At 62.8% G+C, this 12,594-nt stretch carries 10 protein-coding genes; 7 read left to right on the top strand and 3 right to left on the bottom strand.

The window, feature by feature from the left end:
* Window positions 1-43: 43 nt before the first annotated feature.
* The 7 genes from OS035_RS23425 (at window position 44) to atzF (ending at window position 9,659) form a co-directional block, all read left to right on the top strand.
* Complete coding sequence (locus tag OS035_RS23425; protein ID WP_097627868.1) at window positions 44-1,117, top strand: putative urea ABC transporter substrate-binding protein; 1,074 nt, start codon at window positions 44-46, stop codon at window positions 1,115-1,117.
* 65 nt (window positions 1,118-1,182) lie between these two features.
* Complete coding sequence (locus tag OS035_RS23420) at window positions 1,183-2,001, top strand: ABC transporter permease (protein WP_097627867.1); 819 nt, start codon at window positions 1,183-1,185, stop codon at window positions 1,999-2,001.
* The gene (locus tag OS035_RS23415; protein ID WP_097627866.1) at window positions 1,998-2,828 is read left to right on the top strand and encodes an ABC transporter ATP-binding protein; all 831 of its coding nucleotides are present in this window, start codon (window positions 1,998-2,000) and stop codon (window positions 2,826-2,828) included. Before OS035_RS23420 ends, OS035_RS23415 begins: the two co-directional genes overlap by 4 nt.
* Complete coding sequence (locus OS035_RS23410) at window positions 2,825-3,646, top strand: urea amidolyase associated protein UAAP1 (protein WP_097627865.1); 822 nt, start codon at window positions 2,825-2,827, stop codon at window positions 3,644-3,646. Before OS035_RS23415 ends, OS035_RS23410 begins: the two co-directional genes overlap by 4 nt.
* Window positions 3,647-3,658: 12 nt before the next feature.
* Window positions 3,659-4,309 carry an urea amidolyase associated protein UAAP2 gene (locus OS035_RS23405; RefSeq protein WP_018516560.1) on the top strand — a complete coding sequence of 217 codons (651 nt, stop codon included), beginning with the start codon at window positions 3,659-3,661 and terminating at the stop codon, window positions 4,307-4,309.
* Between the two features lie 3 nt (window positions 4,310-4,312).
* Entirely contained in the window at window positions 4,313-7,852 is a 3,540-nt protein-coding gene (gene uca / locus OS035_RS23400) for an urea carboxylase (RefSeq protein WP_097627863.1), read from the top strand.
* A gap of 1 nt (window position 7,853) precedes the next feature.
* Complete coding sequence (gene atzF, locus OS035_RS23395; RefSeq protein ID WP_097627862.1) at window positions 7,854-9,659, top strand: allophanate hydrolase; 1,806 nt, start codon at window positions 7,854-7,856, stop codon at window positions 9,657-9,659.
* 97 nt (window positions 9,660-9,756) lie between these two features.
* Here atzF and OS035_RS23390 read toward each other — a convergent pair whose 3' ends face one another.
* From OS035_RS23390 to OS035_RS23380, 3 genes are read right to left on the bottom strand one after another with little or no spacing between them, the layout of a single operon-like run.
* The gene (locus OS035_RS23390; RefSeq protein ID WP_047622188.1) at window positions 9,757-10,167 is read right to left on the bottom strand and encodes a VOC family protein; all 411 of its coding nucleotides are present in this window, start codon (window positions 10,165-10,167) and stop codon (window positions 9,757-9,759) included.
* Window positions 10,168-10,185: 18 nt separating this feature from the next.
* Window positions 10,186-11,283, bottom strand: coding sequence for a Gfo/Idh/MocA family protein (locus OS035_RS23385; protein WP_097627861.1), 1,098 nt, complete (start codon window positions 11,281-11,283; stop codon window positions 10,186-10,188).
* Between the two features lie 10 nt (window positions 11,284-11,293).
* On the bottom strand, window positions 11,294-12,304 hold the full coding sequence (locus tag OS035_RS23380; protein ID WP_097627860.1) for a Gfo/Idh/MocA family protein: 1,011 nt from the start codon (window positions 12,302-12,304) through the stop codon (window positions 11,294-11,296).
* Between the last annotated feature and the right edge of the window lie 290 nt (window positions 12,305-12,594).

The following is a 12,594-nucleotide window of genomic DNA, read 5'->3' as shown; positions in this document are numbered from 1 at the left end:
TCATTGCCGATCCCTTTTGACGAAAAGCAAAAGGGGAATTTCAATGCAGACTTTTTCGAAGCTTCTTTCAATCACCGCACTGACGGCATCCTTGGCGCTGGGCGTCGGCTCCATCGCGAAAGCCGAACAGAAGACCGATTTCAAGGTCGCCTGGTCGATCTATGTCGGCTGGATGCCGTGGGGATACGCGGCCGATCACGGCATCGTCAAGAAATGGGCTGACAAATACGGCATCAAAATCGAGGTCACCCAGTTCAACGACTACGTCGAATCGATGAACCAGTACACGGCCGGTGCCTTCGATGCCGTGACGCTGACCAATATGGACGGACTGTCGATCCCGGCCGCCGGCGGCGTCGATACCACAGCCGTGATCGTCGGCGACTTTTCGAACGGCAATGATGCGGTCATCCTGAAAGACAAGGCGAGCCTTGCCGACATCAAGGGCCAGAACGTCAATCTCGTCGAATTCTCCGTCTCGCACTATCTGCTGGCCCGGGCGCTCGAAAGCATCAAGATGACCGAGCGCGACGTCAAAGTGGTCAACACTTCCGATGCCGACATGGTCGCTGCCTACAAGACGGCTGACGTAACGGCTGTCGTCACGTGGAATCCGCTGGTCTCGACCATCCTCGAAGATCCCACGGCCAAGAAGGTTTTCGACAGTTCGCAGGTGCCGGGCGAAATCATCGACCTGATGGTCGCCAATTCAGGCGTGCTGAAGGACAACCCGAATTTCGGCAAGGCGCTCGCCGGCATCTGGTATGAAACCGCAGCACTGCTGACATCAGACAGTGCCGACGGCAAGGCCGCCCGCGAGGCGATGGGCCAGGCATCGGGCACCGATCTCAAGGGTTTCGAATCCCAACTCGCAGCCACCAAGCTGTTTGCCAAGCCGGCCGATGCCGTTGCCTTCACTGCCTCGGGCAGCCTGCCGAAGACAATGGATCTCGTCCGCAACTTCCTGTTCGAAAAAGGCCTGCTCGGCAATGGCGCGCCGTCCGCCGACGTCATCGGCATCGAAATGCCGGACGGCAAGATCCTCGGCGATAGCGGCAACGTCAAGCTGCGGTTCACCGAGACCTACATGAAGGCGGCCGCTGACGGTTCGCTCTGAGCGATTTTTAAGCAGCGACGCGGCCTTCCCTGCGCCGCCCATCCTTCATCAGCGGAGCTTTCCCTATGCGCTGGATCAACACGAAGCCGAGCCGGGGCGCGCAGCTTGCCTTGACGCTGCTGCCCTTCGTGCTGCTGGTCGTTGCCTACACGTTCGGCTCGGCGGCGCGGCTGGCGGAAAATGCCAACGACAAACTGCTGCCCGGTCTTGCCGGTTTTGCCGATGCGATCGATCGCCTGGCCTTCATCGCCGATCCGCGCACCGGCGAATACCTGCTCTGGTCCGATACCGGAGCGAGCCTGGTGCGCCTGTTTGCCGGCCTTGGCATCTCCACTATCACCGCGCTCGTCATCGGCATGCTGATCGGCATGCTGCCTTATATGAGGGCGCTGCTCTCCCCTTTCGTCGCCGTTATCTCAATGGTGCCGCCGCTGGCGCTGCTGCCGATCCTGTTCATCGCCATGGGGCTCGGCGAAGCCTCGAAGATCGCGCTCATCGTCATCGGCGTTGCGCCAACGATGATCCGCGACCTTGCGCTGAAGGCGCTGGAGCTGCCGCGTGAGCAGATCGTCAAGGCTGAAACGCTCGGCGGCTCCTCCTGGCAGATCGGCCTTCGTGTCGTGCTGCCGCAGATCTTGCCGCGGCTGATCACCTGCCTCAGGCTTCAACTCGGTCCTGCCTGGCTATTCCTGATCGCGGCAGAAGCGATCTCGTCGGATTCCGGTCTCGGCTACCGCATCTTCCTCGTCCGCCGCTATCTCTCGATGGACGTCATCTTTCCCTATGTCGTCTGGATCACGCTGCTCGCCGTGATCATGAACTATATCCTCGATCGCATCCGCATCGCCGTCTTCCCCTGGTCGGAGCTGGAGAAGCAGGCATGAGCGAGTTGGTGATCGAAAAGGTCTGGAAAGAGTATGGCGACCAGATCGTCCTCGAAGATGTGTCGCTGATTGTCGCCGCGCGCGCCTTCGTGGCCCTTGTCGGACCGTCCGGCTGTGGCAAGTCGACGTTCCTGCGCATGCTGCTCGGCCAGGAGCGGCCGACGCGGGGCACGATCCTGCTCGACGGCGAAGCGCTGCCGCAGGAGCCAGGCCCGGATCGCGGCGTCGTCTTCCAGCGCTACTCCGTCTTCCCGCATCTGACGGTCCTCGGAAACGTGCTGCTCGGGCGCGAACTCTCGGCGTCCCGCTACAAGGCCAAGCTTTTTGGCGCTGCCCGCCGCGATGCCGTCGACGAAGCTCGGCGGCTGATCGGCGAAGTCGGCCTTTCCGGCGCCGAGGACAAATATCCGGCGCAACTATCAGGCGGCATGCAGCAGCGCCTTGCGCTGGCGCAGGCGCTGATCATGAAACCGAAGGTGCTGCTGCTCGATGAGCCATTCGGCGCACTCGACCCCGGCATCCGCGCCGAAATCCACACATTGATGAAGCGGCTCTGGCACGAGACGCAGATGACCGTCGTCATGGTGACGCACGACATGCGCGAGGCATTCACGCTGGCGACGCGGGTCGTCGCCTTCGAGCGCAAGCGTGACCGCCCGGAGGAAAAGGAGCGCTACGGCGCGACGATCACCAAGGACATTTCGATCTGGCCGCCGAGGCTTGCCGGCGCGCCCACCATCTTCAGCCCCGACCGGGACGGCCCGGTCATTTCTCTGGGCCTTCGCCGGGACGACCCGGCTTCCAGTCCGTCAGGAGAAAAGCCATGATGCATGTCAGACGTTCGCCCGAAGAGATCGCCGCCAACCGGCAGCGTTACGAGGAACATCAGAAAAAGGGGCTGGAATTCGCGCCGAAGGCCCTACCGGCGCCGAGCCCCCTGCCCGCCCCCGGCATCGATGCGGCTGCGATCATCCATCAGGAAACCATCCCCGGCGGCTGGTACTGGTCGACCGCGCTGAAGCGCGGCGAGGCGCTCCGCATCGATCAGGGCGAAGGCGGATCGACTGTGGTGCTCGTTGCCTGGAACGCCACTGATACAAGCGAACGGCTCAATCTGGTCGATACGGTCAAGGTTCAGTGGACGACCGCCCTCGGCAAGGGCCGCGTCATCTTCTCAGATATGGGCCGGGTGATGTTTTCGCTGATTGAGGACAGTTCCGGCGCCCATGACTGCCTGATGGGTGGTTCGACGGCAGCTTCGAACGCCGCAAAATATCCTGGCGTGAAGACCCGCAACACTCGCGACAATCTCGTGCTCGTCGCCGGCAAGCTTGGTCTCACCAGACGCGATATTCCTGCGATTCTCAATCTCTTCGCCCCGGTTCGCGTCGACGACAACGGTGGCTTCCACTGGCGCGGCAAACTCTCCAACAGCGGCGATTATGCCGAACTGCGCGCCGAGATGGACATGATCGTCGGCTTCTCGAATTGCCCGCATCCGCTCGATCCCGACCCGGTCTATGCGCCGAAGCCGGTGATCGTCACGCGCTTTCGCGCGCCCGCACCCGCAGTGGACGATCTCTCGCGCACAGCAACCGCCGAAGCCCTTCGCGGCTTCGAGAACAACGCCTCGATGCTGGCCTGAGGGAGAATGACGATGACCGATTTCATCAAGACTTCAGCTTCGCGCAGCCTCGAAAACGCCGTGCAGGAACATTTCATCCCGGCCGAAGCGCCGTGGTCCGGCATCGTGCGCAAGGGTCAGACCATCCGCATCGAGGACAGCTACGGCCAACAGGCAATCGATACGCTGTTTTATCGCGCCGATGACTTTGCCGAGCGTTATTCCAACCAGGATACGATGCGGGCACAAGGCGGCGCCTATATCGGCACCGGCACGAAGATCATTTCGAACGAGGGCAACGTCATGCTGGTCATGACGGCCGATAGCTGCGGCCGCCACGATACATCAGCCGGCGCCTGCTCCTGCGAGAGCAACACGGTGCGTTTCGGCCACGGAACCAAATACCTGCATGCCTGCCGCGACAATTTCGTGATCGAGGTGACAAAACACGGCATGAGCAAGCGCGACATCGTGCCGAACATCAATTTCTTCATGAACGTGCCGATCAAGCCGAACGGCGAGATGACTATCGTCGACGGCATTTCCGCGCCTGGCGATTATGTCGAACTGGTGGCGGAGATGGACGTGCTCTGCGTCATCTCCAATTGCCCGCAGATCAACAATCCCTGCAACGGCTTCGATCCCACGCCGATCCGGGTGCTGATCTGGGACGGCGAGGACTGATCGATGTTCACCAAAGTCCTTATCGCCAATCGCGGCGAAATCGCCGTCCGCGTCATCCGCACATTGAAGAGGATGGGCATTGCCTCCGTTGCCGTCTATTCCGATGTCGATCGATTCTCGAAGCCGGCACTGACCGCCGATGAGGCCATGCGCCTCGGCACGGCGCCCGCTGCCGAAAGCTATCTTGATGTCGACGCCGTCATTGCCGCCTGCAAGGCGACGGGCGCTGAGGCAGTGCACCCAGGCTACGGCTTCCTCTCGGAGAATATCGGCTTTGCCGAGCGGCTCGCCGCTGAAGGCATCGCCTTCATCGGCCCGCGCCCAGAGCATCTGTCGGCCTTCGGCTTGAAGCATACGGCGCGCGAATTGGCGAAAGCGAGCGGCGTGCCGCTACTGCCCGGCACCGATCTCTTGCAGAGCGTCGACGAGGCGCTTTCGGCTGCCGAGACCGTCGGTTATCCCGTCATGCTGAAGAGCACGGCCGGCGGCGGCGGTATCGGCATGCAGCTCTGCGCCGATGCGGCCGGCCTCAAGGCTTCCTTCGAAAGCGTGCAGCGGACCGCGCGCGCCAGCTTCGGCGATGCGCGCGTCTACATCGAGCGTTTCGTTGCCGAAGCGCGCCATGTCGAGGTGCAGATCTTCGGCGACGGCAAGGGCGGCGTGATCGCGCTCGGCGAACGCGACTGCTCGCTGCAGCGGCGGAACCAGAAGGTCGTCGAGGAGACGCCTGCGCCTGGCCTTTCTGCGGAGACAAGGGCGCGGCTGCACAAGGCGGCGGTCGACTTGGGAAGCTCGGTCTCCTATGAATCGGCCGGCACTGTCGAGTTCATTTATGATCCCCAGCGCCAGGAATTCTATTTCCTCGAGGTCAATACCCGCCTGCAGGTCGAACATCCCGTCACGGAAGCTGTCTTCGGCATCGACCTCGTCGAATGGATGATCCGTCAGGCGGCCGGCGAGGATGTGCTCTCGGGTGCTGGGGGTCTGACGCCGAAGGGTGCGGCGATCGAGATGCGGATCTATGCCGAGATGCCGCATGCCGATTTCCGCCCGAGTGCCGGCCTTTTGACCGAAGTCATTTTTCCGGAAAGCACCCGCGTCGACGGCTGGATCGAGACGGGAACCGAGGTCACGCCCTTCTACGACCCGATGCTTGCCAAGCTGATCGTGGCGGCGGCAGACCGGCCGGCGGCGATCGAGAAGCTTAAGGCGGCACTCGCCGAAACATCGATATCGGGCATCGAGACCAATCTCGCTTACCTGAGGGCGATCGCCGCTTCCGAATTGCTGGCCAGCGCCAAGGTGGCAACGACGGCTCTACGCGACTTCGCCTTCGTTCCCGATGTCGTCGAGGTTCTCGCGCCCGGGGCGCAGTCAAGCATCCAGGAACTTCCGGGCCGGCTCGGCCTCTGGCATGTCGGCGTGCCGCCGAGTGGGCCGATGGACGAGCGCTCCTTCCGCCATGCCAATCGGCTGGTCGGCAATGCCGATGTGACGGCTGCGCTGGAGTTGACCGTTTCCGGTCCGACATTGCGATTTTATGCCGACCAGACGATCGCGCTTGCTGGCGCGCGGATGCCAATGACATGCGACGGCGTAAAATTGCCGCATGACGCCCCGGTGACAATCCGCGCCGGTCAGGTTCTGTCGATCGGTACCATCGAAGGACCGGGACAGCGCGCCTATCTCGCCGTCGCCGGTGGTTTAGCCGCTCCCGTTGTGCTCGGCTCGCGCGCGACCTTCGGCCTTGGCCAATTCGGCGGTAACGCCACCGGCACACTGAAGACAGGGCACGTGCTGCATTTTGCCCGACAGGTACCGGCCGAACCGGTGAGACCGGCGACGGAGCCAGCCGCCTTGACGCGCGAATGGGATGTCGGCGTCGTCTATGGCCCGCACGGGGCTCCCGATTTCTTTCAGGACAGCGATATCGAGACGCTGTTTTCGACGGCTTATGAGGTGCATTTCAACAGTGCCCGCACCGGGGTGCGCCTGATCGGCCCAGCCCCGCAATGGGCACGAAGCGACGGCGGTGAGGCGGGGCTGCATCCCTCCAACCTGCACGACAACGCCTATGCGATCGGGGCGATCGATTTCACCGGCGATATGCCGATCATTCTGGGGCCCGATGGTCCAAGCCTTGGCGGCTTCGCTTGCCCGGCGGTGATCGCCCGCGAAGAGCAGTGGAAGATGGGCCAGTTCAAGCCCGGCGACAGAATCCGTTTTCATGCGCTGGCTCGGCCGGAAGACCCGATCGCCGGCCCGGCGGTGCGGCGGCCCTCGGAAGAAACAGGTTCGCCGATCCTCGGTATCAGCGAGGATGGCCCGGTTTCTGTCGTTTATCGCCGCCAAGGCGACGACAATCTGCTCGTCGAATATGGGCCGATGACGCTCGATATCGCGCTGCGGCTGCGGGTGCACCTGCTGATGCAGGCGGTCGTGAAGGCCCGCCTCCCTGGCGTCGTCGACCTCACCCCCGGTATCCGCTCGCTGCAGATCCATTACGACGGCACGCAGTTGACGCGCCGGCGCCTGCTTGGGCTGCTCTCCGAGATCGAGGCGACGCTTCCGGCAGCGCAGGAGGTCAAGGTGCCGAGCCGCATCGTGCACCTGCCGCTTTCCTGGAACGATCCGGATGCCGAGCTTGCGATGCGCAAATATCAGGAGCTCGTGCGACCGAATGCGCCCTGGTGCCCCTCGAATATCGAGTTCATCCGCCGCATCAACGGTCTTCCCGATGAACAGGCCGTCCGCGATATCGTCTTCGACGCAAGCTACCTCGTGCTGGGTCTCGGTGACGTCTATCTCGGCGCGCCGGTTGCGACCCCGACCGACCCACGCCATCGCCTCGTGACGACGAAGTATAATCCCGCCCGCACCTGGACGCCGGAGAATGCCGTCGGCATCGGCGGCGCCTATATGTGCATTTACGGCATGGAGGGACCGGGCGGCTACCAGCTCTTCGGCCGCACCATCCAGGTGTGGAACACATGGCGGGAGACGCCGGCCTTTACCAGGGGCAAACCCTGGCTGCTGAACTTCTTCGACCAGATCCGTTTCTTCCCAGTCAGTAACCAGGAGTTGACGGAGGCGCGGGCCGCCTTTCCGCATGGAGGTTATCCCATCAGGATCGAGGAGACGGAATTCTCCTATGCCGCCTATGAGAGGGAATTGCAGGCGAATTCGGCGTCGATCAGCCGCTTCAAGGCAACGCAGCAGGCTGCCTTCGATGCCGAACGCCAGCGCTGGAAGGACGCCGGGCTCGACAGTTTCGTCACCGACGAAGGCACGGGCGAAAGTCCCGATGGGGATATTCCCGACGGCTGCTTCGGTGTTGCCAGCGCCGTGCCCGGCAATATCTGGAAATTGCTGGTCGAGCCGGGCTCCCCGGTTGCGGCCGGCGATACACTCGCCATCATCGAATCGATGAAAATGGAAATCAACGTCACCGCCCATGCGGCAGGCCGCGTTCGCGACCTGCGCGCCGGGCCGGGAAGAAACGTCAAAGCCGGCGATATTATCGTCGTCCTGGAGGAATGCTGACATGCTGCCGACCATTCTCGATCTCTCAACCCTTCGCGCCGCCTATCAATCCGGCCTGACGCCGCTCGATGCCATCGAAGAGGTGATCTCCCGCCGCGCCGCCTCTAGAGATGCGGCAATCTTCATCACTCCGGTGCCGGATGAGGAGCTGCGCGCTGCCGCCAAAGCCTTGATGGCACGCGCGCCTGAGGCAAACAGCCTGCCGCTCTGGGGCGTGCCCTTCGCCGTGAAAGACAATATCGACGCCGCTGGCCTGCCGACGACGGCCGCCTGCCCGGCCTATGAGTATCGGCCGGAGGCGGACTCCACGGTCGTTGCTCGGTTGAAGGCAGCCGGCGCCATCATCATCGGCAAGACCAATCTCGACCAGTTCGCCACCGGTCTCAACGGCACGCGCTCGCCCTATGGAGCGCCGCGTTCGGTCTTCGATGCGGCCTATATTTCAGGCGGTTCGAGCTCCGGATCATCAGTTACGGTCGCTTCGGGCCTGGCGGCCTTCGCGCTCGGCACGGATACGGCAGGCTCCGGCCGCGTGCCGGCTGCTTTCAACAATCTGGTCGGCATCAAGCCGACGCCGGGCCTCTTGCCGAATACCGGCGCCGTTCCGGCCTGCAAGAGCGTCGACTGCATCACGATCTTTGCCGCAACCGTCGGCGATGGCGTTGCGATCCGCAAAGTCGCCGAAGGCTTTGATGCCGCAGATCCCTTCTCGCGCCCCGCCAAGCCGGCGAAGCTGCCGGTATCGGGCCTGCGCATCGGCGTCCTGGCCGGCGCCGAACGGGAATTCTTCGGGGACAAGGAGGTGGAGGCGCTCTACGATCAGGCGATCGAGCGGGCAAAAGCGCTCGGAGCGACCATCGTGCCCTTCGATTACACGCCGTTCCGCGAGGCTGCCGCCCTTCTCTATGACGGGCCGTGGGTTGCCGAACGTCTGGCGGCGGTCGAGGATTTCCTCGCCACCAACGCCGCCGATTTCGATCCGACGGTCAGAGGGATCATCGAAGGCGCCAAGGGCAAGACCGCGGTCGAGGCCTTCAACGGCCGTTACCGGCTGGAGGAGCTGCGCCGCAAGACCGAGGCCGAATGGGAAAAGGCTGATGTTCTGCTGCTGCCGACCGCGCCAACCACCTATACGGTCGCCGACATGCTGGCCAATCCCGTCGTGCTCAACGGCCGCCTCGGCCGCTACACCAATTTCGTCAACCTGCTCGATTGCGCGGCAATCGCCGTTCCGGCCGGCTTCGGGAAAGGCGGCTTGCCGGGTGGCGTCACCGTCATCGCACCCGCTTTCACCGACGATGCGCTGGCGCCGCTTGCCGATGCGCTGCACCGCGCAGCGGGTTCCGGCATGGGCATCGACCGGCAGGCGGCGATCCCCGAAGCAAGCCGTGTTGTGCCTGGCGATGACGGTTTCATCGAAATCGCGGTCGTCGGTGCGCATCTGACCGGCATGCCGCTCAATCACGAACTGGCAGGCGCCGGCGGGCGTCTGGTCAAGACCTGCCGCACGGCCGGCGATTATCGCCTCTTCGTCTTGCCCAATACCACGCCAGCGAAACCAGGGCTGCTGCGCGAACCCGGCCACAAGGGTCAGGGGCTGGAGGTCGAGGTCTGGGCACTGCCGGCCGATGCTTTCGGCAGGTTCGTCCAGAAGATTCCGGCACCCCTCGGCATCGGTAAGCTGACGCTCGAAGACGGTTCCAGCGTCTCCGGCTTCGTCTGCGAGGCCCATGCGGTGAAAGGTGCGGAGGAAATCACCGCGCTTGGCGGCTGGCGCAACTACATCAGCGCCAAGCTGGCGAGCTGAGGAGAGCTTTGCATGGCGGCAAAACTTGTCAGGCGCCTGATCGATCTGCTGCGGTACGGTCTGACCGCCCGCAGCGAAGCGATCGGCAGCGCCTGTGTCAGCCCTGGCGGTTCTGAGAGCGTTCGGCAAGCTCGACGATGATGCCATCGGGATCGCGAACGAAGGCGATCTTGTTCAGCATCTCGGAGTGGACGGCGAAGCGCGGCCGCTCCTTGATCTCGACGCCCGCCTGTTCAAGGCGGGCGAAGGCCTCGTCGACACTGTCGAAATGAAAGGTGAGGTGGCGGACGCCGGCCGTATCTTCAGGCACGTCGACCGCTCTCGACGCGCCGCCGGGCGGCGCAAAGACCTCCAGCATGCCGCCGCCGGCATCGAGGAATGCTACTTGCATGCCATTCGCCATCGTCTTGCGCAGCACCAGGCTGAGTCCGAGCAGGCCACAGTAGAAATCGACGGTGCGGTCCATGTCGCTGACCGTCATGCCGACATGCTCGAAGGATTTCAGCATGGGAATGCCCTTCCCAGTTCAGACGGTAGCCGCAGCACGCCATTCCCCTGCCGGCAGCCAGGAGCGATAGAGCGGATGATCGGCGGCGATCGGCATCGGCGTCGGTTGTCCGGTTCGCTGCGAGAAATAGGCGGCCGTTACCAGTTCCAGCGAATTGCGGGCATCCTGCAATGTCACCGGTGGGTCGGTGTCCTCGACGATCGCCTTGTGGAAGAGCTCGAACTGACGGGTGTAGCCATCCTCGCCAGGCACATAGGCGGCGAGCACTTCGTCGATCCGCGCCTGATGTTCCTCTGTCCCGGCGACGAAAGTCCACGGGTCACGGCCCATCGTATAGGGTTCGATGATGCTTTCGGCGACGAGGTCGTTGAAGCAGAAGCGCAACCGCGAGATCTCCTTGCGCGAACCCAGCGTCATCGAGAGCGTCGCCAGCGAGCCATTCTGCATCTTCACCGAAAGGGCTGCCGTATCCTCGACCTCGATCGGATTGACCAGCGTCGCCCCATAGGAAAACACCTCGGCGCAGGGGCCATGTACATAGTTCAGCATGTCATGAGCGTGGATGGCGTGGCCGAGAAGGCCGCCGCCGAGTTCGCTCGCCCATTTGCCGCGCCACGGCACGGCGTAATAATCCGGCCCGCGCCACCAATGGGTTTCGATCGTCGTCAGGAACGGCTTGCCGGCAAGGCCGCTTTCGATCAGTAGCTTCAGCTTCTGCAGGCCGGAGCCGTAGCGATACTGGAAGATCGGCATCAGCTTCCTGCCGGGGTAACGATCGAGGATGCGCCCCATCTCGTCGACCTCGGCGATCGAGCCGAAGAGCGGCTTCTCGCAGATCACGTGCTTGCCGGATTCGATGCCCTTGCGGCAAAGTTCGAAATGCGAGCTCGGCGGCGTCGAAATGTCGATGATGTCGAGATCGTCACGGGCAAACAGCGCATCCGCATCCTGCGTGTATTCGCCAATGCCGTATTCCTCGCACAGCCCCTTGCCGCGTTCCTCGTCGAGCGAGCAGAGCACGGGGACTTCGAAAAGCTCCTTGTTCCAGCCGAAGCCGGCCAGATGCCGCGCAGCGATGCCTGCGCCGATGACGCCGACGCGCAATTTCCTGGTCATGATTTCCTCCTCAGCGAGCGCCGATGCGAGCGGCTTTCGCCTGGGCTTCGAGCGAAAGACGGCAGACTTCAAAAACGTGATCCTGGGTCATCGCCGTCTGCGTGCGGTTGCCGACGTCGGCGGTGAACGCGTCGAAATAATCGAGCTTTTCGCCGCTGCAATCGATATGGGTCATTTCCTTGCCGTTGACCAGGAAGAGATGATCCTTGCCCGGCCGGCCGGCAATGTCGATATATTTGCGCAGCTCGATGTAACCTTCGGTGCCGAGGATGGTCAGGCGCCCGTCACCCCAGGTCGGCAGCGCCTCCGGCGTGAACCAGTCGACACGCACATAACCCGCCGCCTTGTCGGAGCGCAGAAGCACCTCGCCGAAATCCTCGAAGGCGGGCTTGTCAGGCATCCCGAAATTGCCGATCGAGCTTGCGATGACCTCGCCTGTGGTCGAGCCGGTATAGAACAGGAACTGGTCGACCTGGTGTGAAGCAATATCGACGATGATGCCGCCGAAGGCCTCGGGATCGAAGAACCAGTCCGGCCGGGTCGGCAGTTGCAGCCGGTGTGGACCGACGCCGAGCGTTTGGATCACTTGGCCGATCGCGCCTTCGGCGACGAGCTTGCCGGCCTTGACGGCGGAGCGCACGCAGTGGCGCTCGGAAAAGCAGATCGAGAAGATCTTGCCGGTCTCGGCAACGGTGCGCCTGACGTCCTCGAGCTGGGCGAAGGTCGTCACGCCAGGCTTGTCGGTCATCACATCCTTGCCCGATCTCATCGCGCGGATCGCAAGCCCGGCGCGGTCACGCGGGATCGCGGAAATGCAGATGACGTCGATCGACGGATCGTCGAACAGCTTTTCCCGGTCGATCTGCGGCGCGTCAGGATAGGTCTTCTCAAAGGCCTCGCGCAGTGCCGGCACCGAGGTCTGCGGGCAATAGCCGACGAATTCGCCGCCTGAAGCAAGCAATCCCTTCACGTGATCGAACGTATGCCCATGGTCGATTCCGACGACGGCAAATCTTAGCATCGCTGCAATATCCTCCCGGGGTTCTCGTGCGGCCGGCTGACGCCAGCCTCCTCCATGTCGCGCAAAACAGATAACGAAAGCCGGCTCCTGTCAAGGCGAGATGGAGGGCAAAATCGTCGCGGCCTGTATTTAAATATTTGAAATTTAACGGTAATTTTGTATCTAAATAGTTATTTTGTGGCCTTTTGCAATTGGATTCCCCGAGGAAGCCCGCCGCTTGAGCCGATCAGACAAAGGTCTTTTTCCCCCACGCATCTTGCCCCGCCTTCATGAATGTGATCGATTTTGGT

Origin of the sequence: Rhizobium sp. 268, from assembly GCF_036571585.1 — a bacterium.
In the GTDB taxonomy this organism is placed as follows: domain Bacteria; phylum Pseudomonadota; class Alphaproteobacteria; order Rhizobiales; family Rhizobiaceae; genus Rhizobium; species Rhizobium redzepovicii.
The sequence above is the reverse complement of the archived record's forward strand: the minus strand, read 5'-3'. Positions and strand labels throughout refer to the sequence as shown.

Coding starts and splice junctions, on each gene's coding strand:
- OS035_RS23405 (WP_018516560.1), top strand. CDS start 3,659: ATGACCGATTTCATCAAGACTTCAGCTTCGCGCAGCCTCGAAAACGCC.
- atzF (WP_097627862.1), top strand. CDS start 7,854: ATGCTGCCGACCATTCTCGATCTCTCAACCCTTCGCGCCGCCTATCAA.
- OS035_RS23425 (WP_097627868.1), top strand. CDS start 44: ATGCAGACTTTTTCGAAGCTTCTTTCAATCACCGCACTGACGGCATCC.
- OS035_RS23390 (WP_047622188.1), bottom strand. CDS start 10,167: ATGCTGAAATCCTTCGAGCATGTCGGCATGACGGTCAGCGACATGGAC.
- OS035_RS23410 (WP_097627865.1), top strand. CDS start 2,825: ATGATGCATGTCAGACGTTCGCCCGAAGAGATCGCCGCCAACCGGCAG.
- OS035_RS23420 (WP_097627867.1), top strand. CDS start 1,183: ATGCGCTGGATCAACACGAAGCCGAGCCGGGGCGCGCAGCTTGCCTTG.
- OS035_RS23415 (WP_097627866.1), top strand. CDS start 1,998: ATGAGCGAGTTGGTGATCGAAAAGGTCTGGAAAGAGTATGGCGACCAG.
- OS035_RS23380 (WP_097627860.1), bottom strand. CDS start 12,304: ATGCTAAGATTTGCCGTCGTCGGAATCGACCATGGGCATACGTTCGAT.
- uca (WP_097627863.1), top strand. CDS start 4,313: ATGTTCACCAAAGTCCTTATCGCCAATCGCGGCGAAATCGCCGTCCGC.
- OS035_RS23385 (WP_097627861.1), bottom strand. CDS start 11,283: ATGACCAGGAAATTGCGCGTCGGCGTCATCGGCGCAGGCATCGCTGCG.